We start from the raw sequence: 25,761 nt of genomic DNA, 5'->3' as shown, positions 1-25,761 counted from the left end.
GAGGAAATGAATAAAATTCTTAGTTCAGCTCTAGCACTTAGCCTAGCAGCTGGTTTTGCACTTGCTGGAGAGCACCCAATCGGCGAGCCTGTAGAGGCTAATGGCATGGAGATAGCTGCTGTTTATCTTGAGCCAATTGACATGGAGCCAAAAGGCGTTGATCTAGCTCCAAGCTTGGCTGACCTTCACTTAGAGGCTGACATCCACGCTATAAAAGGCAACAAAAACGGCTTTGGCGAAGGCGAGTGGATCCCATACCTAAAGATCAACTATGAGCTAAAAAACCTTGATAATGGTAAAACTAAAAAAGGTACATTTATGCCAATGGTTGCAAGCGATGGCCCACACTACGGTGCTAACGTAAAAATGGATACAGGTGTTGGTAACTATGAGCTTAAATTCCACATCGACAATCCAGAAAAACAAGGCTTTGGTCGCCACGCTGACAAAGAGACTGGTGTTGGTAAATGGTTTGAGCCTTTCACAACAACTTATAAATTTCAATGGACAGGTGGTCCTGTTAAATAATCACTTTGGGGCGTTCTCGCCCCTTTTTAAAAATTCTCATAGGGTTTAGTTATGTCAATTTACTTCTATCAGGTCTTTTTAGCCCTCCTTGGATTTACGCTTTTTGCTGCCTTAAATAACAATGGCAAAAGTTTAAAAACGATCTTTTTACCGTCATTTCTTGGCGTTGTTGCTGGTGTGCTTATCTTTAAAGCTGCTCGTCATGCGCTTGTTGATGATCAGTTTAAAATTTTCATAGATTCTGTGACACTGGTTTTTTTACTAATTAGCATTTTATGGATATTTTTCGAGCTTAAGATAGCAAAAATCGTAACATTTTTTATTTTAGGCATCGGCTTTGGCTTTGGCTATAGCTCAAGTAGTGCATTGTTCCCGTTATTTGGTGGCGAGCTGCTTGACACGCTTTCAGTCATAAGCTTCTTTTTGATGATCTTTGCGATGATCTTGATACTATTTTTATTTTTCTTCATTTCAAATTTAAAAGCAAGCATCCCATCATCAGTAGCTAAAATTTTAGCTCTTATCACATTGGTCTTTTTGCTAGTTGATAGAAGCTCACAAACTGCACTCGAACTTTTACGTGCAGGCGCTTTAAAGATAAGTAGCGAGCTAAATTCTCAAATTTTATCTATCAGCGCAAAAGGCATCTACGTCACAGAATTTAGTGCCTATTTTTACATAGCAGTGATCCTTCTTTTATGCATCATCGCGCTTTGCTTTGTGCCAAAGAGTATCGATAAGAGCACGTTTGGCTCTATCAAATACCGTTTTACAAAAGCCATTAGAGAAAATGTCTTTGACAATGCAAAATTTGCATTTTGCAGCGTTTTAATAGCGCTTGGATTTTCACTTTATTTTGATCTTTACGCATCTCGCCCACCTCAAATTTCAGAGCCAGTCTTGGTTGAGCCAGTGGGAGATAAATTTATATTTGATGTTGATATGCTAAAAGATAATGAACTTCACAGATTTGCCTACATCACAGATGAGGGCAAGCAGATAAGATTTTTCTTGCTAAACCGTTTTAGCGACCGCCCATCTCCAGTCATCGTCTTTGACTCGTGCATGATTTGCGGCGATATGGGCTACATAAAAAAAGGCAATGATCTTATTTGTATCTCTTGTAATGTTAGAATTTTCTTGCCGTCAGTTGGCAAAGAGGGCGGTTGTAACCCGATCCCTATGGCATTTACCTTCGATGGTAAAAATATCATAGTTGATTATAAAACGATCGTTGCAGGGGCAAACTACTTTAGCAAGGTCGTCGAAAAGATGGTGCTTGATCCTGTAAGCCACAAAAAGGTGAGCAATCTTGATTCAAGATCATATTTATACTACGGACGCACATATTTCTTTGAGAGCAACGAAACTCAGGCGAAATTTGAAGCAAATCCAGAAAAATATGTAGAAACAAATGGAACGTTAAAATGAAAAATATGCAACTAAGAATGATAAAAAGCTCGATCACTGGCTCAAAGGTGCAAAAGACGATGGCGTTTATCACCATCTTGCTAGCTGCTCTTTTGATAGCTTGCATGCTAAATATCACGCTAAAAATCGGCGATCAAGTGGCAAGTGAGCTTAGAGGATATGGCTCAAATATCGTCGTTTTACCACGCGGTGAGAGCCTAAGCATCGAGATCGAGGGTAAAAATTTCACCCCACTAAAATCACAAAATTTACTCCCAGAAGCTGATATCTACAAGATAAAAGAGATCTTTTGGAGAAATAACATCGTCGCTTTTGCTCCGTTTTTAGAGACAAAGGTAAAAGACGCTAAGGGCGATGAGTTTAGCTTTGAGGGGACATATTTTGATAAAAATATCGGACTAAAAGATGAGCCAGAATTTAGCACAGGCGTTAAGAGTTTATATGGATTTTGGGGTGTTGAGGGCGCTTGGCCAAAAGATGAGAGCATGGATGAAATTTTAGTAGGAGATGAGCTTGCAAAGGCTAAAAATTTAAAAGTTGGCGACAAGCTTAGCCTTGAGGGCAAAAACGGCACAAAAGAGGTTAGCGTGGTTGGCATCTTAAAAGGAGCAAGCGATGAGGCACATAAGCTAATAGGCTCGCTCAAACTTGCTGGCGATCTCTCAGGACACGCTGGCTCATACACAAAAGCTGAGGTCTCAGCCATGACGATCCCAGAAAACGACCTATCGCTAAAAGCTAGACGAAATTTAGACAACCTTGATAGCGCAGAGTACGACAAATGGTACTGCTCGGCCTATGCAGGATCTATCGCATTTCAGATAGAAGAAAATTTACCAAACGTTAGCGCAAAAGCTAGCCTTCAAGTAAGTGATGCTGAGAGTAATATCGTAAAGAAAATTCAAAGCCTAATGGGTATCGTTAGTATCATCGCTCTTGTGGTCTCAGCCATCGGTATAACGTCGCTAATGACAAGTGAAATTTACCGCCGCAAAAAAGAGATCGGCCTTTTAAAAGCCATAGGTGCAAGTAACTTTGAAATTTACGCCCTTTTTGCTAGTGAGAGCCTTGTGGTTGCCTTTTTTGCAGGCATCACGGGAGCATTTTTAGGATACGCGCTAAGCTACGTGATGTCTTACATCATATTCTCTCACGGCATAGGCATAGCATGGATCGTGCTACCAATTAGCGTGGCATTTGCCTTACTCATCTCAGTCGTTGGCTCGCTAATGCCAATGAGAAACGTCATAAATTTACTACCTGCGGAGGTGCTATATGACCGCAAATAGCAAATTCTTTTACAACCTTATCTACAAAAGCCTAAAAAATGGCTCATCAAGGGTTATGGTCATCGTGATCTCGATCTTGCTTGGAGCGTGCGTGTGTGCGGCATTTGTCAATGTCTATCTGGACATCGACTCAAAGGTCTCACGCGAGCTAAAAACTTATGGTGCAAATATGATCTTTGCTCCAAAAGATATGGCGACAAGTGATGATATGAGTGAAAAAACATATAATGAAATGATCGCTAAAGTGCCAAAAGATAAGCTTCTTGGCGAGAGCGGATATCTCTTTGCTCAGGCAAATATCGGCCCAACTAATGCCATCGTCATGGGGACAAAATTTAGCAATCTAAAAAAGGTTAAGCCGTTTTTAGATGTTAGAGATGGAACTATGATAAATGTCGATTTTGACGATAAAAACGTGCTAATAGGCGTCGATCTTGCTCGTCAAGCTGGCTTTAAAGCAGGCGATGATATAGAAATTCGTGCCATTGGCTCAAATGAGAGCATAAATGTAAAGATAAAAGGTGTAGTGGCAAGTGGCGACAAAGAGGACGCTCTTTTGATCACGTCACTATCTTTGGCTCAAAAAATTTCAAACAAAGCTGGCAAGATAAACTACGCTGAAGCTGTTGTGCTTGGAAATTTTGACGAGATAACATCGCTTGCAAAGACTATAAGCAACGACGAAATAGTCGCAAAACCAGTGGCAAAGGTCTCAAAGTCTGAGGGCTATATCTTAGAGAAGATCAAACTCCTAATGGCACTTGTGAGCCTCGTTATCTTACTCATTACTTCAATGTGCGTAAATACAACGCTTAGTGCTATCTTGCTCTCTCGATCACGTGAGATCGCACTTCTTAGAGCTATAGGTGCAAGCAAAAAAGATGTATTGAGGCTATTTGGCTTTGAGACATTTGTGACAGCGCTTATTTCAGCGTTAGTTGGAGCGTTTTTAGGTTATCTACTAGCTCAAATTTTAGGTTATGCGATATTTGATTCTAGTATTGATTTTAGAATTCTAAGCATCCCAGTAGCTGTGGTCATATCACTTCTTTTTGCAGCGATCGCAGCGTTTTACCCGATTAAGCGGGCACTTAATAACAAAATGGCAGATACACTAAGAGGAGAATGATATGCAAAATGCACTAGAACTTAAAAATATTTGTAAAATTTTTGGCGATGTAAAAGCACTTGATGATATAAGTTTTGAGGTTAAAAAAGGCGAGTGGGTCAGCGTCATGGGACCAAGCGGTAGCGGTAAGAGCACACTTGTAAATATCCTTTCTCTAATGGATACTCCAAGTAGCGGCGTCTATATGCTTGGCGGCGATGATGCGAGCAACCTAAATGCCGATGATACACTTAAATTTAGACGTGAAAAGATCGGCCTTATCTTCCAGCAGTTTCACCTCGTGCCATATCTTAGTGCCCTTGAAAACGTGATGATAGCGCAGTATTATCACAGCTCAGTGGACGAAGAGGACGCTAAAAGAGCGCTTGATGCAGTAGGACTTTCTCACAGGCTCACGCACAGACCAAGCCAGCTAAGTGGCGGCGAGCAGCAACGCCTTTGTATCGCCCGCTCGCTCATAAACGACCCTGAAATTTTAATAGCAGATGAGCCAACTGGTAACCTTGACGAGGCAAATGAGAGGATCATACTTGATCTATTTTGCAAGCTAAGAAAAGACGGCAAGACGATACTTCTAGTCACACACAACCCAGATCTAGGCGAGTACGGCGACAAGATCGTATATCTAAGACACGGCAAGCTAGAGAAAATTCGCACTATCGAAAATCCAAAGGTGCCAAATGAAATTTAAATTTCTATTTTTGTGCTTGGTCGCAGCTCTAGTTATGGGCTGCGTCAAGCAGTATGAGAAGCACCACATCACACTAAATGACTCAAGTGGCATCGACACGCAGTTTTTTCCTACTGAGAAGCGCCTAAAGATAGGCGACAAGCCATATATGCTCTTTTTCTTTGGCACGGACTGCGGAGTGTGTAAAGCTGCGATCCCTGATCTAAATTTACTCCAAAAACAATACGGCAAAGATGTTGAATTTATAGGTATTTTAGGACCTAGCAAGGGCTTTGATAAAGATATAGAGCTTTTAAAGGAGCACAACATCACCTTTAAAACTACAAGCGATAAGGTCTCGGTGGATTATTTCAGCAAGGCAGTTGGTGGCGTTATGGGCGTGCCAGTTATCTATTTTTTTGATAAAGATGGTAAGATGCGATCAAAATTTATCGGTCTTACACCAAAAAGTGTGCTTGAAGGTGCTATAAGATCGCTCTTATAGGAGTGAAGATGAGAAATTTATTTTTATTTGTCCTGGCGTTATTTTTTGTCGGATGTGCTAGTAGCACGCCAAATATCTCGGTAAAAACGAGCGATCCGATCTTTTTTACACTTGGTGAAGCAAACAAAAGCGTCTATGTAAATTTTAAAAATAGCGCGACTGGACAAGATGTAAATGCTGAAATTTTAAGCGAATTTGCAAAGGCTGGCTTTAGAAATGAGCCAAACATCAAAAATGCCGACTTCATCATCCTTGGCGACGTACAAAGCTTTTCTAGGACAACCAAAAGAGATCCTAGATTTTCAATGGGTATGGGATATGGCTTTGGCAGACCAAGTTTTGGCTTTGGCTACTCGATGTTTTTCCCATTTGGTTATGATGATTATGATGACGACTTTAGCACAAACAGCTACGCTTACTACATGCAAGTAAGTGTGCTAGTACGCCCAAAAGATGGCGGTGAGAAAGCGACAAACATCTCGCTTATGCAAGCTGGTAATGTCTATTCGCCAAGCTACATCTGGCCATTTTTCAAAGAGCGCCTAGCAAAACAGATCGTTAGCTTTTTTTATAACGTCTCACAAAGGTAGAGAAATTTAGCAAAATTTAAAAGGAGTTAAGATGCTAGTTGATGGAAGCTATGAAATTTTATCTTGTGATGATGTGGAGCTTAGCATAAAAAGAGACTCTTCTCTATCTTTTTATGCCTGTTATGACGATGTTAAAGAGGCAAAAGCTCTTTTAGTCATCATTTCTGGTTTTGGAGAGGACTCTGACTCTGGCTATAGAAGTCACTTGATGCAAGCTATGGCAGAGTCTTATGATGTAGCTTGCATTAGTGTGGATTATCACTGCATAGGCAACCGTCCACAGATCGGAGCAAAAATCGGACTTGATGATCTAGACCGTGCAATACTAATAAAGGAACTGGCAAAGATCGGTATAACTCTACCTATTGATTTAAAAATAGTTGATAACTACGACAAAACCTCTGTTTTACTTAAAAGTCTTAGTGAGGAGATCACTATTCGAAAAGAGAGCGGGGTCTTGCCAGACGATTTTAGTTTAGATATTAGTATGACTATGCTACCGACAAAAAACGAATATCAAAATTTTGGCGTTATGCAGGCAATGGATGTGCTAAATGCCGTTCTTTATACAAAAAAATATATAAATAGTGCCAAATTTGAACATCTGCCAGTGATAATGGTAGGTAGTTCGCATGGTGGATATCTGGCACATATGTGCGCTAAGATAGCTCCGTGGCTAGTTGATGGGGTGATAGATAATAGCTCATATGCTATATTTTTATGGAAACTTATTGGTTTTGGCAAGGAGATTGATTTTACTAGGTTTTTTGGCTGTGGCACTGGAAATTTATATGAAAATTTAAATCTTTACTTCTGTGATAAAACTTATTGGACTCTTGATGATAAATCACCATATTATTTTAGTGATGCAAGAGAAGAGATAAGAAACATCCTAAATTTAGATCATTTAAATGTTCAAAGCAACTATAAAAAGCCAGTTTATGTTAGCTATCACTGCATTTATGACAAAGATGTAGCTCCAGCAAAGGATAAAACCGAGCTTTACGAGGCTCTTAAAAAGCTTAAATTTGACGCAACACTTCATATGATAAAAGATGAGAGCGAGGTCGATGGCAAATTTATAAAGTCTCTAAATCACGGCATGGGGATGTCTTATAAACTGCTTTTGCAAAGAGAGCTTCCTGACGTTATGAAGAAAATCTTGTCTAAAAAAGATAAAAAAGATGAGATCAATGAAAGATGCATAGAGTATAAATGCGGCGATTTGCTTTATAAATTTAGTGAAGTCTCAGATAAGATAAGGCTTGAGGTTACTAATATTTAAATTTAGAGCCGTTTTTATCTAAAGTTAGAGGCTAAATTCAAGCTCCTAGCTTTAAATTTCTTTAGTTATCTATCATAAAATCATAAAATTCGTTGTTATATCCTACGTTTCCTACTTTGCTGTATTGTATAAGTGCTGCTTTTATGTTATCGATTTGCTGATACATAAAGCCAAGGGCGGCTCTGTTTTCAACAGCGCTTGGATCATTTAGCTTTGTAAGCTCCAAAAGTGCGATCGCATTTGTTATTTTGTTAGCTCCAGTGGCTGCCACAGAGGCCAAAAATAGCGTCCCAGCGTCATTTATCTTAAACTCGTCTATGACCTCATTATAAAGCTTATAGCTCTCGTCGAAGTCATTTGTAAAGATATCCACATAGGCTAGAGTTTGGATCAAATTTATATTCTTTGGCGCACTCTTTAGCTGGGCTCTTAGCCTATCGCGCTCCCTTGTTAGCAAGCCTGAGATCTGAAGTAGCTTGATGTATTGCTTTTTGATGATGTCGGCGCCGTGATAAAAGGCATTTGAGTCGAGATTTTTATCATTAAAGTAAATTTGTATCGCTTTTGCGTACTCTTTGATGTTTTGATCTTTGTTTTTAGAGATGAAATTTAAGATATTTGCGATGATGTCGTTTGGCAAGATTTTCATGAGCTCATCAGCTTTTTTTGACATTATCTCATCGTTGTTTGAAATTTTAGCGGTGATGATATCAAAGGCTAAATTTAGCGTCGTAGGTTCTTTTGGCTCTTCAAGCCACCTTATCATCGCGCTTTGGTTGCCACTAACTAGGCTTAAAAGCGAGGCATATAAATTTACAGGCTTTAGGCTTTTGTCGTTTTCTAAATTTTCGCCGATTTCCTCAACTAGTTTTGGATTTAAATTTCTATTTATATCCATACAGATCGCGCCAAAGATGCCTGAAAGATGGTTATTTACATCTTGATGATAGCTTGCTATAAAGTGCTTTGCTGCAAGGCTAAAATTCCCAAGCTGAGCGTAGCTTAGAGCCAGGTTATACTGCAAGATCGAGTGGTTTGGATAGGCTTTGGCAAGCTCTTCAAAGTCCTTGTTTGCCTCTTTTAATCGGTAGTTAAGTGCCTTTGCGATGGCTTCACTAAGTTTTGCATTGACCTTTGAGGCGGCGGCACTTTGGCTAAGGTAGTCATTTGCCGCTGAGGTATCGTCTAAAAAGACGCTAACTCCGCCCTTTCTTATCTGCTCGATGCTCTGTTTTGCGTCAAAAACCTTGTAAGGCGCAAAGTAAAATAGCGTCTCGTAGCGCCTTGTTCTGTCAAAAAATATATCGTCGCTAAAGTGCGCCTGAGCTAGGCTGACGTCAAAGAGATCTGGCTTTAGTATGGTCTTTATCTTGTAAATTTTGCTTGGCATCGAGGCGTTGTAGTCATAAACATCTTTGATAAATGCCGCCGCGTCGCCATAATCAGCAGTCTTTAGATCGATTAGCGCCTCAGTCATCTTGATAAGATCGATATTTGGCGTATTTTTAGAAGCCCTTGTTAAATAGTCCCTTGCCTTGTCGTATTTGCCAAGCCTTGCGTAGAGCTGTGCTAGCGTAAAGTCAGCCTTAAAGGCCTTTTGCCCTTCTAGCTTTGCTATGGCTCTCTCGTCATCTCCAAAAAGCGATAAAATTTTAGCACTCAAGTAGGCATACTCGCCCTTGTAGTCATCTGTGCTAGGGTGAGAGAGTGCTTGCAACGCCTCGTAGTAATTACCTTTGTAATAATTAACCAGCGCATAGTAGTAGCTGTAAAGTGGCGAGCTGTTTTCATACTGCAAAAAGGAGTCTGCAAGCCCTATGTAGTAGTTGAAATTTTTAGTGTTATTTAGCTCAAGTGAGCAAACAGCGGCGTTTATGGCGCTCACTGCGGTATTTTCTCGGTCAGTTATCGCTTTGTTAAAGGAGATGATCGCCTCGTCACATTTTTCTTGTTTCATCTGCGAAACGCCGAGGTTGTAGTTTGAGAGAGATTGGTTATAAACAGCTATGTTTTCATAAATTTTTAACGCTTCAAATTTATTGCCGCGCTCATAAAGCTGGTTTGCCTTGTTTATCATCTCATCGATCTTTGAAGCGCCAAAATTTTGCGTTTGGTAGTTGTTTTCTATATTTTTTACGATAGCTGTAGTGTCTATCTCCTCTTTTTTATCTTTTTTTAGCAAAACAATTAACAAAACAGATATCAAGATGACAAGCACCAAAGCGGCCGCACCGATGATGATAAAGAGCTTTTTCTTGCTCTTTTTTACTGGTATTGGCTCTGGGATGCTCTCATCTTGCAGCACGCCATCACTTGCGATGCTCTCAAGCGAGACGATCTCTTCAGCGGCCTCGGCTTTTGCCTCCTCAGGCGCTTGCTCTGCTTGCTCGCCAGGTGGTTTTAGAACTACAACCTCGTCATCAGCCACTACATATACCTTTTAAGAACTTCTGGAATTTCGATAGTGCCATCAGCCTTTTGGTAGTTTTCCATTATTGCTATTAGCGTCCTGCCAACTGCCAAGCTTGAGCCATTTAGGGTATTTACAAGCATATTTTTCTTGCCATCTTTAAAGCGAATTTTCGCTCTTCTTGCTTGAAAATCACGAGTATTAGAGATAGAGCTGATCTCGCGGTATTTTCCTTGACCTGGTAGCCAAACCTCAAGGTCTATCGTCTTTGCGGCGCTAAAGCCTAGATCGCCGCTGCAAAGTAGCATGTGGCGATGAGGCAGCCCAAGGCTAGTTAGTAGGTCGCTCGCGCACGCTACCATTTCAGCAAGCACGCCCTCGCTTTGATCGGGCGTTGTGATGCTTACAAGCTCGACCTTTTCAAACTGGTGCTGACGGATCATGCCTCTCGTGTCACGTCCTGCTGAACCTGCCTCTTGGCGAAAGCATGCCGAGTAGCAAGTCATCTTTATAGGTAACTGCTCGGCTTCAATAATGGTGTCATTGTATAAATTTGTCACAGGCACTTCGCTAGTTGGGATAAGGTAGAGGTCCTCGTCGCGCACTTTGTAAAGATCCTCTTCAAATTTAGGCAGCTGACCGGTGCCAAAAAGCGTGTTTGAGCTTACTAGATAAGGGACATTTACAAGCTCAAAGCCACGCGCGCTGTTAAAGTCGATCATGTAATTAACAAGCGCTCTACTAAGCCTTGCTCCCATGCCGCGAAGCACGGTAAAGCGAGATCCTGAGAGTTTTGCGCCTCTTTCAAAGTCAAGCCAGCCAAGGCTCTCGCCTAGCTCCCAGTGCTCCTTTGGCGTAAAGTCAAATTTAGTTGGCTCTAGCACCGTTTTTATGCAGACGTTATCGTCCTCATCTTTGCCAAATGGCACATCATCGTCAGTGATATTTGGCACGCTAAATGAAATTTGCTCAAGCTTTTCTTCGCATTTTTTAACGATCTCGTCAGCGTCAGCAAGGGCAGCTTTGTTTAAATTTAGCTCATTTTTAAGCTCGCTCACATCCTCGCCGGCTCTTGCTTTTACGCCAAGCTCTTTGCTCTTTGCGTTTTGGATCGCTTGGAAATTTTCAAGCGCTTTGCGTTTTTGCTTTAGCTCGTTAAAAGTGTGCAAAAGCTCGTCTAGTAAGCTAGCTTTAACGTTTTTGCCCTCTAGTTTTTTTACGAATTCATCGTAGTTTGTCTCAAGTAGTTTTAAATTTATCATTATCCTCTCCTTAAACCATAAACATAACTTTTGCAAGCAGAACGATTAGCACCGCAAGCGTAAGTGCGATAGGGTGGATGTCGCCAAGTGGGCTAGGGCGCTTAAATATAAATTTGCAGCTTAAATTTACTATAACCGCAGCCACGATCACCATCGCTAAGAAAAATTTGATCATAAAAGCGATCTGTAAATTTGTCTCAAAGTAGCCTCCAGCCTTGCTGCCAACCCAGTTACTCATCATTATGCCACCAGTTAAAACTAAAAGTAGCAGACAAATAGGCATGATCCTAACAGCTACCGAGCCGATGGCTTGCTTTGCCTTTTGCGCAAGCTCTGGTGGCAGCTTTTTGCTCGCCGCTCTTAATATGATCACATCAAAAAATAGGTAGCCAACAAATATGATCGCACAAAAAAGATGGACTATCTGCGCGTAGGGATATAAATTTTGCATTTTTTTCCTTATCTGTAAATTCCAACTGCTTCACGCACTTTTTCTATCGTTTCGTGAGCTATATTTTGAGCTTTTTTAGCGCCTAGATCTAAAATTTTAGCCACCTCGTCAGGATTATTTTGATAGTGCTCAAATTTCTCTCTTGCATCTTTAAAATAGTCCCAAACAAGCTCGTTTAGATAGGCTTTAAAGTGTCCGTGACCCTCACCGCCTCGCTCATATCTAGCCTGCAAGTCGCGCTGTCCGTTCTCGTCTAAGAAAAGCTTTGCGATATTATAGACGTTGCAGTTTTGCCACTGCTTTGGCTCTTCAAGCGGTGTGCCATCAGTTACGATGCTAGAAATTTGCTTTTTAAGCGTCTTGGCGTCTGCGAAGATATCAATCGTATTGCCGTAGCTTTTGCTCATCTTTTCGCCGTTTGTGCCAGGCACGGTAGCGACGTTTTCATCGATCTTTGCTTCAGGTAGAGTGAAAATCTCGCCATGTTCGTTGTTAAATTTGATAGCAATATCACGTGCGATCTCTACGTGCTGGATCTGGTCCTTGCCCACAGGCACGACCTGCGCGTTATAAAGCAAGATATCAGCCGCCATCAAAACCGGATAGCTAAAGAGTCCGTGGTGCGAGCTAAGGCCCTTTGCGACCTTGTCTTTGTAGCTGTGCGCGCGCTCAAGTAGGCCCATAGGCGTATGCTGGCTTAGTACCCAGTAAAGCTCAAGCACGTCTTTAACGTCGCTTTGTACCCAAAAAATGCTCTTATTTGGGTCGATCCCAAGTGCTAAAAATGCGCACGCAGCGTCAAAAGTGTTCTGCTTTAGCGCCTTTGCCTCGCTAAGACTGGTCATCGCGTGGTAGTTTGCTATAAACATAAACATCTCGTTTTTTTCTTGCATATCAACCATCTGCTTTATCGAGGCAAAATAGTTGCCTAAATGCAGCTTTCCGCTTGGTTGGAGGCCGGTTAATACTCTCATCTTATCCTTTCAAATTTTGGCTTCGTTTTTTGAGCGCCTTTAAATGAGTTTGTAAATTTTAATCATCGACAGGCTAAATGCCTAGTCTTGATTAAAATTTAGCTGCACAACATTTAAATTCATCTCAAAATTCTTCGCCAAAATGCTTTTTCTAAATTTTAACGTTACATTAGATTTTTGTATCTAATCTAATCTTAAAATTTAACTCGGCAAAAAAACAAAATTTCGCCTTGACTAAACAAAAAATCTTTGCCAAAACGTTTAAATTTTAACATCACGTTAGACTTTGTGCGTCTAGCTTGATCTTAAAATTTAGCATGGCAGGCTAAATTCCTAGCCTTGATTAAAATTTGACTGCATAATATTTGTTGCTTTAGCGCTCTAAACAAAGAGAAGCAAAAATTTATCTCAAAACTTCGCCAAAATTTCTCACTACAAAACGCTAAATCTGGCTCAAACATCACAAATTCCAACACCACACTAGATATCCATCTAGCCTGATCTTGAAATTTATCGTTGCAAGCAGCATTCACGCCACTTTGCAACTAAATTTTTAAAAGCATCCTTATCTCTTTTACGATCTGTTTTGGAGTTTTGCCCTCCACTTCAACGATATAATCAGCCTTTTTTTCATAGAGCTTCTCTCGCTCCAGATGAAGTGCCTCGGCCTTTTTTAGGTCGCTTAAAAGTGGGCGTTTGGCGAGCTTTTTCTCGATATTTTTGCTATTTTTTAACCTTTGCATGATCGCATCAAAGCTTGCTTTTAGATAGATCACGGTGCCTATTTTGTTTAAATTTTTAACCTTTGCAAAGCCGCCACCTGTTGAGATTATGCTATTTTTGACATTTGTGGCTAGAAATTTGGCAAGATCTTTTTCAAGCTGCCTAAAATGCTCTTCGCCAAATTCATCAAAGATAGCCTTTATCTTCATGTTTTGTGAGCTCTCTAGCAAGTCGTCGCAGTCAAGGTTCATCGTCTTTAGCGCCTTACTTAGCGCCCTTGCGGTCGTGCCCTTGCCAACACCCATAAACCCTATCAAAACGATATTATTGTTCTTTGTCTTCATCACTCTCTCCACGTTTTTTAGGAATCAGCACGATAGGCACGCCAGCTAGACTAAAGCTCTCTCTAAGCTTGTTTGTCAGGTAGCGTTTGTAGCTAAAGTGCAGGCATTTTGGGCGGTTCATTATGAGCGCTATCATGATAGGTGCGGTTTTAAACTGCACTGCGTAGTAAATTTTCACCACTCTACCTTTATCTCGTGGCAGTGGGTGCGCCTTGGTCGCTTCGCCGATCACTTCATTTAGCTTTGAAGTTTGAATTTTTTGGGTGTAGTTTTTGTAAATTTCAACTATGAGTGGGTAAATTTTATGCACTCTCTTGCCACCAAGTGCCGAAACGCTGATGATCGGCGCGTATGAGAGAAATTTAAACCTATCTTTTATCTCTTTGCAAAGCTCGTCAAATTCTTCGCTGCTTTTGTCCCATTTGTTTAGCACGATGATGACGCCAAGCTCAAATTTCGAGGCGATGCCAGCGATACGCTCATCAAGCTCAGTTAGCGGCTCAGAGCTATCAAGCACAAGTAGTGCCACGTCTGTCTCTTCTAAAATTTTCTCAGTTCTATTTAGCGCGTATCTCTCGATGCCCTCGATCTTGCCGCGCTTTCTGATACCAGCAGTATCGACAAACTCAAAAACTCTGCCATCATGCTCGTAAATTTCATTAACTGGATCGATCGTAGTGCCTGCCACGTCGCTAACAACGGCGCGGCTCTCTTTTACAAGGGCATTTAGAAGTGAGCTTTTGCCGACATTTACACGGCCTATGATGCCAACTCTTATGTTTTTGCTCTCATAGTCTATCTCGTCGCTTAGCTCGCCCTCGTCGTTATAGTTCTCTAAAAAATCATCAAAATCATCGATCAAATCGGCCTTTATCTGCACTTTCGCTTCTAAGTGTTTTGCCAGCCAGATGCTAAGCTCATCGACGCCGGTGTTGTGGCTTACTGAAATGCCAAATGAGTTTTTTGCGCCAAAACTTACAAATTCCCACTCTCTTTGCTCGTCTTTTTTGCTATCGACTTTGTTGATTACTAGAGCGATTGGTAAATTTAGCTTGCTAAGCTCGTAAAAAATGGCTCTGTCCTCATCATCTGGCATCATTTTGCCATCGACCATGTATAAGATGACGTCTGAGTTTTTAGCCTCTGCCAAGGTCTTTGCTTTTACGTTTTTAAAAAGCTCGCTGCTATCATCAAGCCCGCCGCTGTCGATTAATATACACTCTTTGCCCTCAACTTCGATCTTAGCTTTATTTGTATCTCTTGTAGTGCCGCTAACGTCGCTTGTTATGGCGATGCGTCTTCTTGCTAAGCGGTTAAAAAGTGAGCTTTTGCCGACATTTGGCTTGCCTACTAATATTACTTTTTGCAAATTTTGTCCTTTTTATGATGGCTGATTATACAAATTTTTCTCTTATATAAAGTATAAAATTACGCTTAAAAGCGCCGAAATAAAAGAAAAAATCAACCAAAATTTAAGCCATTTTTTATTAAAATGAGTGCTTTAAATTTAGAGGTTTTGCGATGTTAAAAAGGTTTTATATTTCACATCTTGGCATTTTTTATATGCTCTTTGCTTGCTTTATGTTTGCCGTGACTGGCGCATTTGCAAAGTATCTGAGCAAAGATATGCCTTCTATCGAGGTTGTTTTTTTTAGAAATTTGATCGGACTTTTCATCGTCATCTACGCCATCTATAAATTTCCATTTAAACAAACTGGTGGGCACTTTTTCTTGCTGATGTTTCGTGGTTTTGTGGGCACGGTGGCGCTTTTTGCATTTTTTTATAACGTAGCGCACGTAAATTTAGCCACAGCCTTTACCTTTCAAAAGACAAATCCGATATTTACAGCCATTCTCGCAGCTATTATTTTTAAGGAGCGTCTAAGCTCGCTTGGCTGGTTTGCTGTCTTTTTAGGATTTGGTGGAATTTTGCTTGTTATTCAGCCAAATTTAGGCATCAATAAAACCGATATCATCGGTATTTGGAGCGGTCTTGGAGCGGCTATTGCCTACACGAGTGTCAAGGAGCTAAACAAGAGCTACGGCACAAACGTGATCGTGCTAAGCTTCATGCTTTGGGGCTCGTTTTTGCCGCTTATTTGTATGGGGATGGCTGAGTTTTTTACATATGAGCCGCTTGATTTTTTATTTTCTAAATTTGCTATGCCAAGCTGGCACAACGTCGTTTTTATCTTGCTAATGGGGCTTAGCGGATACTATTTTCAGGCGTTTATGACAAAGGCATTTGCAGTCGGTAAAAAGGCTGGCGTCATCGCTGCGGTTAGCTATGCAGACGTCATTTTTACGCTTATTATTGGCTATTTTATGGGCGATGCGTTACCAAATCACTTGGCACTCGCAGGTATCGTGCTTGTCGTGGTGAGTGGAATTTTAGTTGTTAAAGAAAAATAAAGGAGAAAAAATGATCTTAATCGCTGGACCTTGCGTGATAGAGAGCAAGGAGCTTGTTTTTGAAGTGGCAAAAAGGTTAGTTAAATTTAATGAAAATCCAAAGCTTGATTTTTACTTTAAGTCGAGCTTTGACAAGGCAAATCGCACGAGCATTAGCTCATTTCGTGGGCCTGGGCTTGAAAAAGGCTGCGAAATTTTGGCTGATGTGAAAAAAGAATTTGGCTTTAAAATTTTAACCGATATCCACGAGAGCTATCAGGCAGCACCTGTTGGCGAGGTGGCTGATGTGCTGCAGATCCCTGCATTTTTATGCCGCCAAACAGACCTACTAGTAGCGGCTGCAAAGACAAAAGCGGTCGTAAATATCAAAAAAGGGCAGTTTTTGGCAGCGTCTGCTATGAAGCACTCTGTTAAAAAGGTGCTTGAGACAAGGTGTGTGAGTGGCGACGGATACGATGTCGCAAAGGTAAATGGCGTCTGGCTAACGGAGCGTGGAAGTACCTTTGGATATGGAAATTTAGTCGTTGATATGAGAAATTTGGTGATGATGAGAGAATTTGCGCCAGTCATCTTTGACGCGACTCACAGCGTGCAGATGCCAAGTGCACTTGGCGAAAAGAGCGGCGGCGATGCTAGGTTTGTGCCTTATCTTGCAAGAGCGGCAGCTAGCGTTGGGGTGGATGGATTTTTCTACGAGACGCACATAAATCCTTGCGAAGCGCTATGCGACGGGCCAAATATGCTAAATTTAGACGAGCTTGAAAAAGTCGTAAATGACACGCTAAAAATAGAGGAAATTTTAAATTTTTAAGCTAAGGAGAGAGATGAAAAGGATATTTGCACTACTTTTAGGGGTGCTGTTTTTTGTAGGTTGTAGCTCATCTCAGCCAAAATTGCCACCGCTTGCTGGCAAGTATAAATTTGAGGGCATTGAGTACATTCACGTGCAGCATCACGAGCCGACAAAATTTCTCTACCAAAGCCCAAAAATGGTCGAGAAAAAGTACAATGAGCAAATTTTGGGGGCGCTTACAAAAGAAAATTTGCTTGATCAAAACTCAAGCGACGAACTAAAGATAAAGATAACTCACCGCAGGGAATTTATAGGCGAAGCAACCTTTGCTAAGAGCGATAGGATGGGCAATATCTACCTTACTTACGAGGTAGAAGTCATTAGAAATGGCGAAGTTTTAAGGCATTATGGCTCTAGCGAGCTAAGGTTTGACCCTGGAGTCTTTGGAAATTTAAAGGGTCTAGTTGGACAAAATAACGATGATAGCCTTGAAAATAAGGCGATTAACGCAAATGTAAAAGAGATCGTTGATACCATAAAAGGCATGAAGTAAATTTATGTCAAATAGAGGTTTTTTGTGGATATTGCTTGGCGCGGTAGCTGAGTGTGGCTGGGCGTATGGGCTAAAGCACGCAGCAAATTTAGGCGAGTTTTTGCTCACGACATTGCTAGTAAGCATAAGTTTTGTCTCGTTTATGAAGGCTTTAAAGTATCTGCCTGTAAGCATCTCTTATGCCGTATTTGTGGGCTTTGGGACGGCTTTTATCGTCATAGCTGAGATCGTTAGCGACTACGCAGCAAGTGGGATCATGCCAAATTTCATTAGGCTATTTTTTATAGCGACGCTCATTTTAGGCGTGCTTGGGCTAAAAGGCATAAAAGAATGATCCACTTTTTAGCGCTTTTACTAGCTGGATGTTGCGAGGTTTCTGGCGTCTTTTTTATCACGAAATTTTCAAAGAGCACAGGCGTAGAAAAGTGGGCAAATTTCATCCTTTTGCTTGGAAATTTCGCCCTTTCTCTAACGCTGCTTAGCTACGCGATGCAAACTGTCGCTATGTCGGTGGCGTATGCGATCTGGACTGGTATCGGAGCGATCGGAGCAGTCGTGGTTGGCGTAGTTTTTGAAGATGAAAAGATAAATTTTAAAAAGACCTTGTTTTTAGTGCTCATCATCTTTAGCGTCATCATGCTAAAGATAGTTTGATGATTAAACAAGCTTTTGCTAAACTTGCACAAAAAAAGGAGAAAAGATGAAAATAATCGAAGGAAATTTAGCTTTAAAAGGCGATGAGAAGATCGCGATCATCAACGCAAGGTTTAACCACATCATCACAGACCGCTTGGTAGAAGGCGCAAAAGACGCATTTTTACGTCACGGCGGCGATGAGAAAAATTTAACTTTAGTGCTAGTCCCTGGGGCATTTGAGATACCTATGGCGCTTGAAAAGGTGCTTGCAAGCGGTAAATTTGACGCGGTTTGCTGCGTGGGAGCGGTGATAAGAGGCGCAACGCCGCACTTTGACTACGTAAGCGCAGAGACCACCAAAGGCATCGCAAACGTGACGCTAAAACACGCAAAGCCAGTCACATTTGGCGTGCTAACGGTAGATAGCATCGAGCAAGCGATCGAGCGAGCTGGCAGCAAGGCTGGAAACAAAGGCTTTGAAGCGATGACTGGCGTCATAGAAATGCTAAATTTATACAAAAAGCTAGGAGAGTAAAATGGCCACACGTCATCAAGTGAGACAAGCGATCGTTTCACTGCTTTACTCAAACGAGATAAACCCTGTAACTGCGGAGTTTGAAGAGGAATTTTTAGAAGAGAAAAAGATAAGAAATGAGCGCAAAAACGAGGCGCAGCAGACCTTTAAAGAGGTGCTAGCAAACAAAGAAAAACTAGATGAAATTTTAAAGCCACACCTAAAAGATGGCGACTTTAGCAAGGTTGGCGCAACAGAGTTAGCCATCCTTAGACTTGGGCTTTACGAGATGAAATTTAGCCAAACTGATAAAGCCGTCATCATAAACGAGGCGATCGAGCTTGCAAAAGAGCTTGGAAGCGACCAGGCGCCAAAATTTATAAACGGCGTGCTAGATAAGATAAAGGGCGATCTATGAGGCTCTGCGTCGCTCTTGATATGGCGAGCAAGGATGAAAATTTAGCCCTTGTAAGAGAGCTAAAAGGGCTTGATCTTTGGCTAAAAGTGGGGCTTAGAAGCTATCTTAGAGACGGAGCTAAATTTATAGAGGAGCTAAAAGGGGCAGGGGAGTTTAAAATCTTTCTTGATCTAAAACTCTATGACATCCCAAACACGATGGCAGACGCTGCTGAGGTCGTCTCAAAGATAGGCGTAGATATGATAAACTTGCACGCAAGTGCTGGCGTACGTGCAATGAAAACTGTAATGGAGCGTCTTAATGCGCTACAAAATCGCCCTTTAGTGCTTGCAGTATCGGCACTTACTAGCTTTAATGAGAGCGAATTTGAAGCGGTTTATAACGATACGCTATCTCGCTCGGTTAGGAAATTTAGCCAGATGAGCTTTGAAGCGGGACTTGACGGCATGGTCTGCTCGGTCTTTGAAAGCAAGCTCATAAAAGACGTGATAAATCAAAATTTCATCACGCTTTGCCCTGGAGTTAGGCCTTTTGGTGAGAGCGCGGGCGATCAAAAGAGGGTTGCAAATTTAGTTAGCGCAAAGCAAGAGGGCAGCGACTTTATCGTCGTTGGCAGACCGATCTACGAAAACGCAAACCCAAGAGAAATTTGCGAACGAATTTTGGAGCAAATTTAGGGCTTGAGTTTTGCACGAAATTTGACGGGAAATCATTTTAATGGTGGTTTTGCGCGTAAGAAATTTTTAAATTAAATCACCTCGCCAGAAGCTTGGATGACGACTTAGTGCAGTAGCAAGATAAAATTTAACAAGCTTTGTAGTGCACGAATAAAATTTAAAATTTCATTTAAAGCGGCGAGTTTGGCGAGCTTAAAAGAAATTTGAGGTAAATTTGAGCGTTTTTAAGAAAATTCCCTACGTCGGCGAGGCAACCGAGGCAGATCTGCTAGCACTTGGCTACGAGGATATCGCTTCGCTAAAAGGCGCAGATGCTGACGAGATGTTTGAATGCACAAAGGCGTTTGGACGAGGCAGTGATAGGTGTATCCTCTATGTTTACCGCATGGTCTGTTACTACGCAAATACTCCGCACCCAGACAAAGCCAAGCTAAAATGGTGGCTTTGGAAGGATTAAATTTATAAAATTTGACCTGTATTAGCTTTTTAAGTCTGACCTATTTTGATGATAAAACGACCTATTAAATTGAAATAGTGTTAGAGCGCAAGCTAGCAAAGACATGGGCAAGTCTTTGCGTATCAAGCAAGAAGCAGACAAGCGTTTGACGTTACAGCAAGTTTTTATCGTGTGAGTTAGACGTCTAAACGAAATAAAGCTAAAAAGCAAATTTATAAATTTAATCAGCTTTTTTCATAAATTTCTATCCATAACTGATGCTTTTGCAAAAAGAAAAATCCTAGTTTCTAAAAAGCTTTTAAATAATATAACTAAAAAAATGCCCCATCTAATGTTTCGTTTCTAACTGCGCGTTTCTTTACTATCTCCACCTCATTTATATCTTCAAATTTGATCTTAGTTTTTACGACCATGAGGATTTTATCTTTGAAATTTACATCCGAGACTAGGCCACTAGTTTTTACGTAAGTAAAGCCGTCGTGGTAGCTCACACGCACCTCATCAGCTATCTTTATCTCGCTTACCGTTTTTAAAATTTCATCGACCTTGCTCTCATCAAGCTCTAGTTTTTCGCATTTTTCTCGCTCTTTTTGTCGCAAGGCTCGCTCTAATGTTGAGAGAGGATTAAACGAGCTAAAAATTTTTGCCCTATCTTTACTCACCGCTCTTGTGCCCTCCGATCTTTTTGTTTCTATCTTGCCCAGTCGCTTCTGGCAGCAGGTCGATCGCGCGTAGGATCGAGTTTTTGCCAAATTTCTCTTTTATCAAATTTAGTGATTTTAGCACCGCTTTTTCTTTGGCGTTATCTTCAAATAAGCTAAATTCTGCCAAATTTTCTTTTACCACATCGTTTGCCGATATGCCTATTTGCCTAATTAGCCCAGCATTTTTTATCTTATTTAAAAGCAGCTCCTCAGCCGCACTCATCAGCACGCTTGAGATATTTGTAGGCGTTTTAAACCGCACACTTGCACGTTGCTGTGGCTCAAGCTTATCGGCAAATCTCACATTTATCGTTAGCCCACTCGCCCTCACATCTTTGTTTATGAGCCTAAGAGCGAGCCTGTCAGCCATCTCTTTTAGCACGATCACCGCCTCGCAGCGCTCGTAGTCTCTGGGCAAAATTTCCGAGCTAAAGTAGGACTTCGTGCTTGGTTTATAGGCCTTTATCTCGGCTATCGTCGTTGGTTCTATGCCGTTTGCGTGATCGATCGTGATGTAGGCATCAACGCCAAAAATTTTTTCAAGCAGGCTTTTTGGTGCATTTGCGATATCTTTCATACAAAAGATGCCGCATTTTTCGAGCTTTAGTCTAGTTTGCTTACCTATGCGCCAAAAGTCACTTAGTGGCTGGTGCGTCCAGAGCTGCTTTTTATAAAGCTCTTCGTCAAGATACGCGATGCCGTCATCTTGGTGCTTTGCTAGTATATCAAGGGCGATCTTTGCGAGGTATAAATTTGTCCCAATGCCGCAAGTCGCCGTAACGCCAGTCGTTTTTAAGATCTCATCCATCATCATCTTTGCCATCTCTTTTGCGCCAAGAGCGTAAAATTTCAAGTAAGAATTGAGGTCGATAAAGCACTCATCGATCGAATATACGTAGATGTCCTCTTTGGAGACATATTTTAGATAAATTTCATAAATCCTAGCGGCATAGTCGATGTAAAACTGCATCCTAGGCGGTGCAGCGATAAATTTGATATCCCTTGGTATCTCAAAGAGTCTGCAGCGGTTTTTCACCCCTTTGGCACGAAGTGCAGGGCTAACAGCCAAGCAGATGCCGCCACTGCCACGACTAGCGTCAGCCACGACAAGATCGGCTTTAAATGGATCAAGCCCGCGCTCTACGCACTCAACCGAGGCGTAAAAGGACTTTAGGTCGATAACGGCGTAAATTTTCTCTTGCAAATTTTCGTTTTTCATAAGGGGATTATAGATGAAATTTGGTAAAAGTTAGTTTGCAAATTTTGTTTGAAATGGCTTAAAATTTTAATAAAAATCTTTTAGAAAAAGGCTAAATTTGAGTGCAAAGACCCAGCACCAAAGATACCGCCTCCACTCACAGCCAAATAACTCCGTGATCAGAAACTACGCCAAAATGCGTGCTAGAGAGCCGATGCTTATAAATGTAAATTAAGGCATAGCAACTGGCGACGTGGTGAGAGTATTTAACGACATGGGTGAAATTTTAGTTGGCGCGCTAGTCGCTCATCATCCCAAAGCACGTCATCGCCATCTGCGAAGGTGCATGTTACGATCCTGAAGTACTAGAGGAGAATTCTAACTCGCGACAAAGGCACATCTGGCATCGCTCAAGCAAGTGCGGACGCAGGGTATTAGCAAATTTAGAAATATATAAAGGCCAGATCAAGCTGGTCGCTGTAAATTTCTAAATTTAGCTCTCACTTTGGGGGGCTAAATTTGATTTGTTTTTAACTCGAAGCTTAGCTGAAATTTAGTAAATAAATTTAGCCGTAAATTTTCTTTAAATTTTCAAGCTTTGTGCTTGCATTTAGTAAGAGCATATCAGCAAGAACTAGCCTTATCATCGCGGTTGCTACGACGCTGCCACGTATGCCTATGCAAGGATCATGCCTGCCTCTTAGCTCAAAATCCACCGCCTCGCCCTTTAAATTTAGAGTTTTTTGCTCTTTAAATATCGAAGGCGTTGGTTTAAAATGGCTCTTTAGCACGATCTGGGCCCCACTGCTTATGCCTCCAAGTATGCCACCAGCGTTGTTGCTCAAAAAGCCAAGCTCGTCCATCTCGTCGTTGTTTGCTGAGCCAAGCATGGAGCTTACATTTACGCCAGCACCGATCTCTACGGCCTTTACGCCGTTTATACCCATTAAGGCCGCCGCTAAAGCGCTATCTAGCCTATCATAAAGTGGCTCACCAAGACCAGCTGGCACGCCTTTAGCCACGCTTAAAACCACAGCTCCTACGCTATCGTGCTCGCTTCTAGCCTTGCTAACCGCCTCTTTCATTGCCTCTTCGTTGCCAAGGGCGTAAATTTGCGAATTTTGAGCAAAAGCAAAATCAACTTTTTCGCTGATGACCTTGCCGATGCCAAGCACGCCGCTTAAAACTTCTATCTTAAATTCATTTAAAAGTAGCTGCGCAAATGCCCCGCCAGCGACCCTTACCGCAGTCTCTCTGGCACTCGCGCGCCCACCACCTCTATGATCTCTAATGCCATATTTTTTAAAATAGGTAAGATCAGCATGCCCAGGGCGAAAAATTTCACGTAAATTTTCATAGTCATTTGACTTTTGGTTGTTGTTAAAAATGGCAAAACCTATCGGCGCTCCAGTGCTCATGCCATCAAAAACGCCGCTAAAAATTTCTATCTTATCGGCCTCATCTCTTGCCGTTGTGAAGCTGCTTTGTCCAGGGCGACGCTTGTCAAGCTCACTTTGGATGAAGTCTGCATCGATCTTTAGCCCAGCAGGTAGGCCGTCTATCACGCCGCCTATCGCCACCCCATGGCTCTCGCCAAAGCTAGTTAAGGTTAGTTTTTTGCCAAATGTATTCAAAATTTATCCTATTTTTTGATTTTTTCTAGCGCTATCTTTGCTGCGAGCTGTTGGGCTTGCTTTTTCGAGCTTCCAACGGCACGTGAAATTTCCTTGCCATTTAGTAGTAGAGCTATCTCAAATTCTTTCTTGTGATCAGGGCCAAAAGAGCCTATGAGCTCGTAGCTTGGTATGACACCAAGGTTTGCTTGAGTGACCTCTTGAAGGGCGGTTTTGTAGTCTTTTTCAAGGTGCGCAAAGTCGATCTGCGGATAGCAAAGCTCAAGCAAGGCGATCGAAATTTCTCGCACTTTATCAAGCCCAGCCTCTAGGTAGATAGCCCCCATCACCGCCTCAAATGCGTCGCTTAAAATGCTATCTTTTTCGCGGCCGCCGTTATTTTCCTCGGCTTGGCTAAGTCTTAAAAACTCGCCCATTTTTAGTCGCCTAGACATATTTGCAAAGCTTTTTTCGTTTACAAGTGCGGCGCGAAGTTTGCTCATATCGCCCTCTGCGATCTTGCTAAATTTCTTAAAAAGATACTCAGCCACGAGCAGATCCATCACCGCATCGCCCAAAAACTCGAGCCTCTCGTTATTTAACGCCTGCTTAGTGCTCTTGTGCGTTAGAGCCTCTTCTAAAAGCTCAGATTTTTTAAATTTATAACCAAGACTACGTTCAAATTCTTCTAAATTTTTCATATTTTATTCTCATCTTTTATTTTTAATGCCTCGTCCCTTGCCATCTGGTCGCACTCCTCATTTTCAGGGTGTCCAGCATGCCCCTTAACCCAGCTAGCTACGACTTTATGCGGCTTTGAAATCTCTAAATACTCCTGCCAAAGCTCGACATTTTTTACATTTTTGAAATTTCTCTTTTGCCAATTTGCAAGCCACTCGTTTATGCTATTTACCACGTATGAGCTATCGGTAAAGAGCCTTACCTCGCAGGGCTCTTTTAGTGCTTTTAGCCCCATTATCGCAGCTTTTAGCTCCATTTGGTTATTTGTCGTATATGCCTCGCCGCCACTCTCTTTTTTTTGCGCTTCGTTATATCTCAAAATGTAAGCCCAGCCGCCAGCTCCAGGGTTTCCAAGGCATGAGCCGTCGCTAAAAAGTGTTACTATCTTCACTTGATTTTTCTGTGATGTGAGATAAAATTTTGACACTTCCTAGCTCGTGGCAGACCGGACAGCGGTAAAAGTGCATAGGAAATGAGTTTTTGCAGTTTTTGCAAACGTAGTTAAAGCTTAGCCCAGCCGCGTCAAATTTAGCATCGTTTAGCCTTTTTATGGCGTTTAGCTCAAAGCCGTAAATTTCACATGGCTCATCTATATCGCCCTTTGCGTAAAAGAGTGATTTGTATTTTGGATCGCTTAAATTTATAGGCGTTTTTAGGTTGTAAAGCAGGTCTAGCACATCTTCAAATTTGGCAAAATCTTTTAAATTTTCTAAATTTTCATTGTGTCTTATGAAAAGTGCTAAGATCATGCGCTTTAAAAGCTCAAAATTTTGGCTAAGATGCGAGAGAATTTCCACCTTTTCGCTAAAGCTTAAATTTCTATCATCAAGCGTGCTAATCGCCTTTATATAGGCCTTTTGATCTTTTACATTTGTCCCAAGCTCTTCAAGAGAATTTAGTGCATAAAGCGCTTCTTTATAGTTTTTAAGCTTCTCATCTATCATCGTTAAAAAGCGCAGTGCGAGGACATTTCTAGGGCTTAGCTCGAGCGCTTTTTCAAATATTTCGCTAGCTTTTTTTAAAAATCCAGCCTTAAAATAGACCTCTCCAAGCTCGTTTAGGATAAATTCTTTCTCGTTTTTATCTTTTACCTTTTCAAGTGCGATTAGATAGACGCCGATCGATTTTTCAAAGTCGCCATTTTTAGCAAAGGTCTGACCTAGCATGCTAAGGCTTGGTATATCTACTTCTGGGCTTTTTAGCATCTGCTTGTGCTCGTCGCTTATGCCATCTTTGCTGTCAAATTTCTTTATAAATTTCTCGATACGTTTTTTCTCATCTTTGCTAGAAAATATGCCCCAAGCATAGCTTAAAGCTGCGATCATCAAGATGATACTAAATAGAATAATAAGGCTAAATATCGGATCTCTGTGTCCAATGAAAAAAATATCCACGCTAACACTTTGTAATAAAATTTTACTTTAATTATAACAAAGCAGTTGTATAATTTTGCT

At 41.4% G+C, this 25,761-nt stretch carries 29 protein-coding genes; 17 read left to right on the top strand and 12 right to left on the bottom strand.

What is annotated here, in order from left to right:
- The first annotated feature begins 6 nt into the window (after window positions 1-6).
- The 8 genes from CVT08_RS08550 to CVT08_RS08515 are packed head-to-tail and all read left to right on the top strand — an operon-like array spanning window position 7 to window position 7,427.
- On the top strand, window positions 7-528 hold the full coding sequence (locus CVT08_RS08550; protein WP_004317727.1) for an iron transporter: 522 nt from the start codon (window positions 7-9) through the stop codon (window positions 526-528).
- Between the two features lie 51 nt (window positions 529-579).
- Window positions 580-1,959, top strand: a complete 1,380-nt coding sequence (locus CVT08_RS08545; RefSeq protein ID WP_107855768.1) for a Fe-S-containing protein — start codon at window positions 580-582, stop codon at window positions 1,957-1,959.
- The gene (locus CVT08_RS08540) at window positions 1,956-3,248 is read left to right on the top strand and encodes an ABC transporter permease (protein WP_107855769.1); all 1,293 of its coding nucleotides are present in this window, start codon (window positions 1,956-1,958) and stop codon (window positions 3,246-3,248) included. Before CVT08_RS08545 ends, CVT08_RS08540 begins: the two co-directional genes overlap by 4 nt.
- Window positions 3,235-4,377, top strand: coding sequence for an ABC transporter permease (locus CVT08_RS08535; RefSeq protein ID WP_103598595.1), 1,143 nt, complete (start codon window positions 3,235-3,237; stop codon window positions 4,375-4,377). Before CVT08_RS08540 ends, CVT08_RS08535 begins: the two co-directional genes overlap by 14 nt.
- A gap of 1 nt (window position 4,378) precedes the next feature.
- The gene (locus CVT08_RS08530; protein WP_107855770.1) at window positions 4,379-5,068 is read left to right on the top strand and encodes an ABC transporter ATP-binding protein; all 690 of its coding nucleotides are present in this window, start codon (window positions 4,379-4,381) and stop codon (window positions 5,066-5,068) included.
- The gene (locus CVT08_RS08525; RefSeq protein WP_012001226.1) at window positions 5,058-5,552 is read left to right on the top strand and encodes a TlpA family protein disulfide reductase; all 495 of its coding nucleotides are present in this window, start codon (window positions 5,058-5,060) and stop codon (window positions 5,550-5,552) included. The genes CVT08_RS08530 and CVT08_RS08525 overlap by 11 nt, the downstream gene beginning before the upstream one ends.
- 8 nt (window positions 5,553-5,560) lie before the next feature.
- Window positions 5,561-6,142 carry a hypothetical protein gene (locus CVT08_RS08520; RefSeq protein ID WP_103558944.1) on the top strand — a complete coding sequence of 194 codons (582 nt, stop codon included), beginning with the start codon at window positions 5,561-5,563 and terminating at the stop codon, window positions 6,140-6,142.
- A 31-nt stretch (window positions 6,143-6,173) separates the two neighbouring features.
- Window positions 6,174-7,427 carry a DUF2920 family protein gene (locus CVT08_RS08515; protein WP_107855771.1) on the top strand — a complete coding sequence of 418 codons (1,254 nt, stop codon included), beginning with the start codon at window positions 6,174-6,176 and terminating at the stop codon, window positions 7,425-7,427.
- Between the two features lie 61 nt (window positions 7,428-7,488).
- On the opposite strand, the gene CVT08_RS08510 is transcribed toward CVT08_RS08515, so the two are convergent.
- The 6 genes from CVT08_RS08510 to der all read right to left on the bottom strand — a co-directional run bounded on the left by CVT08_RS08510 (window position 7,489) and on the right by der (window position 14,960).
- Complete coding sequence (locus CVT08_RS08510; protein WP_107855772.1) at window positions 7,489-9,855, bottom strand: tetratricopeptide repeat protein; 2,367 nt, start codon at window positions 9,853-9,855, stop codon at window positions 7,489-7,491.
- The gene (gene serS / locus CVT08_RS08505; protein WP_107855773.1) at window positions 9,855-11,099 is read right to left on the bottom strand and encodes a serine--tRNA ligase; all 1,245 of its coding nucleotides are present in this window, start codon (window positions 11,097-11,099) and stop codon (window positions 9,855-9,857) included. The genes CVT08_RS08510 and serS overlap by 1 nt, the downstream gene beginning before the upstream one ends.
- Window positions 11,100-11,109: 10 nt before the next feature.
- Window positions 11,110-11,550: a copper resistance protein CopD gene (locus CVT08_RS08500; RefSeq protein ID WP_107855774.1), complete on the bottom strand. Its 441-nt coding sequence runs from the start codon at window positions 11,548-11,550 to the stop codon at window positions 11,110-11,112.
- A gap of 8 nt (window positions 11,551-11,558) precedes the next feature.
- Window positions 11,559-12,524, bottom strand: coding sequence for a tryptophan--tRNA ligase (trpS, locus tag CVT08_RS08495; RefSeq protein WP_107855775.1), 966 nt, complete (start codon window positions 12,522-12,524; stop codon window positions 11,559-11,561).
- Window positions 12,525-13,069: 545 nt separating this feature from the next.
- Complete coding sequence (locus CVT08_RS08485) at window positions 13,070-13,591, bottom strand: shikimate kinase (RefSeq protein ID WP_107855777.1); 522 nt, start codon at window positions 13,589-13,591, stop codon at window positions 13,070-13,072.
- A complete protein-coding gene (gene der, locus CVT08_RS08480) occupies window positions 13,572-14,960 on the bottom strand; it encodes a ribosome biogenesis GTPase Der (RefSeq protein WP_107855778.1) in 1,389 nt (462 codons plus the stop codon). Before der ends, CVT08_RS08485 begins: the two co-directional genes overlap by 20 nt.
- Window positions 14,961-15,112: 152 nt before the next feature.
- Between der and CVT08_RS08475 the strand changes: the two genes are divergently transcribed.
- From CVT08_RS08475 to CVT08_RS08435, 9 genes are all read left to right on the top strand, one after another.
- Window positions 15,113-16,003 (top strand): DMT family transporter, encoded by an 891-nt coding sequence (locus CVT08_RS08475; RefSeq protein ID WP_107855779.1) that lies wholly within the window; start codon window positions 15,113-15,115, stop codon window positions 16,001-16,003.
- A gap of 10 nt (window positions 16,004-16,013) precedes the next feature.
- On the top strand, window positions 16,014-16,814 hold the full coding sequence (kdsA, locus tag CVT08_RS08470) for a 3-deoxy-8-phosphooctulonate synthase (RefSeq protein ID WP_107855780.1): 801 nt from the start codon (window positions 16,014-16,016) through the stop codon (window positions 16,812-16,814).
- 13 nt (window positions 16,815-16,827) lie between these two features.
- Window positions 16,828-17,349: a hypothetical protein gene (locus CVT08_RS08465; protein WP_107855781.1), complete on the top strand. Its 522-nt coding sequence runs from the start codon at window positions 16,828-16,830 to the stop codon at window positions 17,347-17,349.
- Between the two features lie 4 nt (window positions 17,350-17,353).
- A complete protein-coding gene (locus tag CVT08_RS08460; RefSeq protein WP_107855782.1) occupies window positions 17,354-17,683 on the top strand; it encodes a DMT family transporter in 330 nt (109 codons plus the stop codon).
- Window positions 17,680-18,003, top strand: coding sequence for a DMT family transporter (locus tag CVT08_RS08455; protein ID WP_107855783.1), 324 nt, complete (start codon window positions 17,680-17,682; stop codon window positions 18,001-18,003). Before CVT08_RS08460 ends, CVT08_RS08455 begins: the two co-directional genes overlap by 4 nt.
- 46 nt (window positions 18,004-18,049) lie before the next feature.
- Entirely contained in the window at window positions 18,050-18,520 is a 471-nt protein-coding gene (ribH, locus tag CVT08_RS08450; protein ID WP_107855784.1) for a 6,7-dimethyl-8-ribityllumazine synthase, read from the top strand.
- A gap of 1 nt (window position 18,521) precedes the next feature.
- A complete protein-coding gene (nusB, locus tag CVT08_RS08445) occupies window positions 18,522-18,917 on the top strand; it encodes a transcription antitermination factor NusB (protein WP_004317696.1) in 396 nt (131 codons plus the stop codon).
- Window positions 18,914-19,594, top strand: coding sequence for an orotidine-5'-phosphate decarboxylase (gene pyrF, locus CVT08_RS08440; protein ID WP_107855785.1), 681 nt, complete (start codon window positions 18,914-18,916; stop codon window positions 19,592-19,594). Before nusB ends, pyrF begins: the two co-directional genes overlap by 4 nt.
- A 214-nt stretch (window positions 19,595-19,808) precedes the next feature.
- The gene (locus CVT08_RS08435) at window positions 19,809-20,051 is read left to right on the top strand and encodes a helix-hairpin-helix domain-containing protein (RefSeq protein ID WP_107855786.1); all 243 of its coding nucleotides are present in this window, start codon (window positions 19,809-19,811) and stop codon (window positions 20,049-20,051) included.
- Between the two features lie 311 nt (window positions 20,052-20,362).
- Here the strand turns inward: CVT08_RS08435 and CVT08_RS08430 are convergent, their stop codons facing one another.
- The 6 genes from CVT08_RS08430 to CVT08_RS08400 all read right to left on the bottom strand — a co-directional run bounded on the left by CVT08_RS08430 (window position 20,363) and on the right by CVT08_RS08400 (window position 25,701).
- A complete protein-coding gene (locus tag CVT08_RS08430; RefSeq protein WP_107855787.1) occupies window positions 20,363-20,713 on the bottom strand; it encodes a YolD-like family protein in 351 nt (116 codons plus the stop codon).
- A complete protein-coding gene (locus CVT08_RS08425; protein WP_107855788.1) occupies window positions 20,706-21,974 on the bottom strand; it encodes a DNA repair protein in 1,269 nt (422 codons plus the stop codon). Before CVT08_RS08425 ends, CVT08_RS08430 begins: the two co-directional genes overlap by 8 nt.
- A 545-nt stretch (window positions 21,975-22,519) precedes the next feature.
- A complete protein-coding gene (aroC, locus tag CVT08_RS08415) occupies window positions 22,520-23,587 on the bottom strand; it encodes a chorismate synthase (protein WP_107855789.1) in 1,068 nt (355 codons plus the stop codon).
- An 8-nt stretch (window positions 23,588-23,595) separates the two neighbouring features.
- On the bottom strand, window positions 23,596-24,267 hold the full coding sequence (gene rnc, locus CVT08_RS08410; protein ID WP_107855790.1) for a ribonuclease III: 672 nt from the start codon (window positions 24,265-24,267) through the stop codon (window positions 23,596-23,598).
- Window positions 24,264-24,698, bottom strand: coding sequence for a ribonuclease HI (gene rnhA / locus CVT08_RS08405; RefSeq protein WP_107855791.1), 435 nt, complete (start codon window positions 24,696-24,698; stop codon window positions 24,264-24,266). The genes rnc and rnhA overlap by 4 nt, the downstream gene beginning before the upstream one ends.
- Window positions 24,676-25,701 carry a tetratricopeptide repeat protein gene (locus tag CVT08_RS08400; RefSeq protein WP_107855792.1) on the bottom strand — a complete coding sequence of 342 codons (1,026 nt, stop codon included), beginning with the start codon at window positions 25,699-25,701 and terminating at the stop codon, window positions 24,676-24,678. The genes rnhA and CVT08_RS08400 overlap by 23 nt, the downstream gene beginning before the upstream one ends.
- Window positions 25,702-25,761 lie beyond the last annotated feature (60 nt).

Source organism: Campylobacter concisus (genome assembly GCF_003048835.2).
Taxonomy (GTDB): Bacteria; Campylobacterota; Campylobacteria; order Campylobacterales; family Campylobacteraceae; genus Campylobacter_A; species Campylobacter_A concisus_D.
The sequence above is the reverse complement of the archived record's forward strand: the minus strand, read 5'-3'. Positions and strand labels throughout refer to the sequence as shown.

What these genes read in the sequence shown, in the direction of transcription:
- CVT08_RS08550 (WP_004317727.1), top strand. Translation starts at nt 7, where the DNA reads ATGAATAAAATTCTTAGTTCAGCTCTAGCACTTAGCCTAGCAGCTGGT.
- CVT08_RS08545 (WP_107855768.1), top strand. Translation starts at nt 580, where the DNA reads ATGTCAATTTACTTCTATCAGGTCTTTTTAGCCCTCCTTGGATTTACG.
- CVT08_RS08540 (WP_107855769.1), top strand. Translation starts at nt 1,956, where the DNA reads ATGAAAAATATGCAACTAAGAATGATAAAAAGCTCGATCACTGGCTCA.
- CVT08_RS08535 (WP_103598595.1), top strand. Translation starts at nt 3,235, where the DNA reads ATGACCGCAAATAGCAAATTCTTTTACAACCTTATCTACAAAAGCCTA.
- CVT08_RS08530 (WP_107855770.1), top strand. Translation starts at nt 4,379, where the DNA reads ATGCAAAATGCACTAGAACTTAAAAATATTTGTAAAATTTTTGGCGAT.
- CVT08_RS08525 (WP_012001226.1), top strand. Translation starts at nt 5,058, where the DNA reads ATGAAATTTAAATTTCTATTTTTGTGCTTGGTCGCAGCTCTAGTTATG.
- CVT08_RS08520 (WP_103558944.1), top strand. Translation starts at nt 5,561, where the DNA reads ATGAGAAATTTATTTTTATTTGTCCTGGCGTTATTTTTTGTCGGATGT.
- CVT08_RS08515 (WP_107855771.1), top strand. Translation starts at nt 6,174, where the DNA reads ATGCTAGTTGATGGAAGCTATGAAATTTTATCTTGTGATGATGTGGAG.
- serS (WP_107855773.1), bottom strand. Translation starts at nt 11,099, where the DNA reads ATGATAAATTTAAAACTACTTGAGACAAACTACGATGAATTCGTAAAA.
- CVT08_RS08500 (WP_107855774.1), bottom strand. Translation starts at nt 11,550, where the DNA reads ATGCAAAATTTATATCCCTACGCGCAGATAGTCCATCTTTTTTGTGCG.
- trpS (WP_107855775.1), bottom strand. Translation starts at nt 12,524, where the DNA reads ATGAGAGTATTAACCGGCCTCCAACCAAGCGGAAAGCTGCATTTAGGC.
- CVT08_RS08485 (WP_107855777.1), bottom strand. Translation starts at nt 13,591, where the DNA reads ATGAAGACAAAGAACAATAATATCGTTTTGATAGGGTTTATGGGTGTT.
- CVT08_RS08475 (WP_107855779.1), top strand. Translation starts at nt 15,113, where the DNA reads ATGTTAAAAAGGTTTTATATTTCACATCTTGGCATTTTTTATATGCTC.
- kdsA (WP_107855780.1), top strand. Translation starts at nt 16,014, where the DNA reads ATGATCTTAATCGCTGGACCTTGCGTGATAGAGAGCAAGGAGCTTGTT.
- CVT08_RS08465 (WP_107855781.1), top strand. Translation starts at nt 16,828, where the DNA reads ATGAAAAGGATATTTGCACTACTTTTAGGGGTGCTGTTTTTTGTAGGT.
- CVT08_RS08460 (WP_107855782.1), top strand. Translation starts at nt 17,354, where the DNA reads ATGTCAAATAGAGGTTTTTTGTGGATATTGCTTGGCGCGGTAGCTGAG.
- CVT08_RS08455 (WP_107855783.1), top strand. Translation starts at nt 17,680, where the DNA reads ATGATCCACTTTTTAGCGCTTTTACTAGCTGGATGTTGCGAGGTTTCT.
- ribH (WP_107855784.1), top strand. Translation starts at nt 18,050, where the DNA reads ATGAAAATAATCGAAGGAAATTTAGCTTTAAAAGGCGATGAGAAGATC.
- nusB (WP_004317696.1), top strand. Translation starts at nt 18,522, where the DNA reads ATGGCCACACGTCATCAAGTGAGACAAGCGATCGTTTCACTGCTTTAC.
- pyrF (WP_107855785.1), top strand. Translation starts at nt 18,914, where the DNA reads ATGAGGCTCTGCGTCGCTCTTGATATGGCGAGCAAGGATGAAAATTTA.
- CVT08_RS08425 (WP_107855788.1), bottom strand. Translation starts at nt 21,974, where the DNA reads ATGAAAAACGAAAATTTGCAAGAGAAAATTTACGCCGTTATCGACCTA.
- rnc (WP_107855790.1), bottom strand. Translation starts at nt 24,267, where the DNA reads ATGAAAAATTTAGAAGAATTTGAACGTAGTCTTGGTTATAAATTTAAA.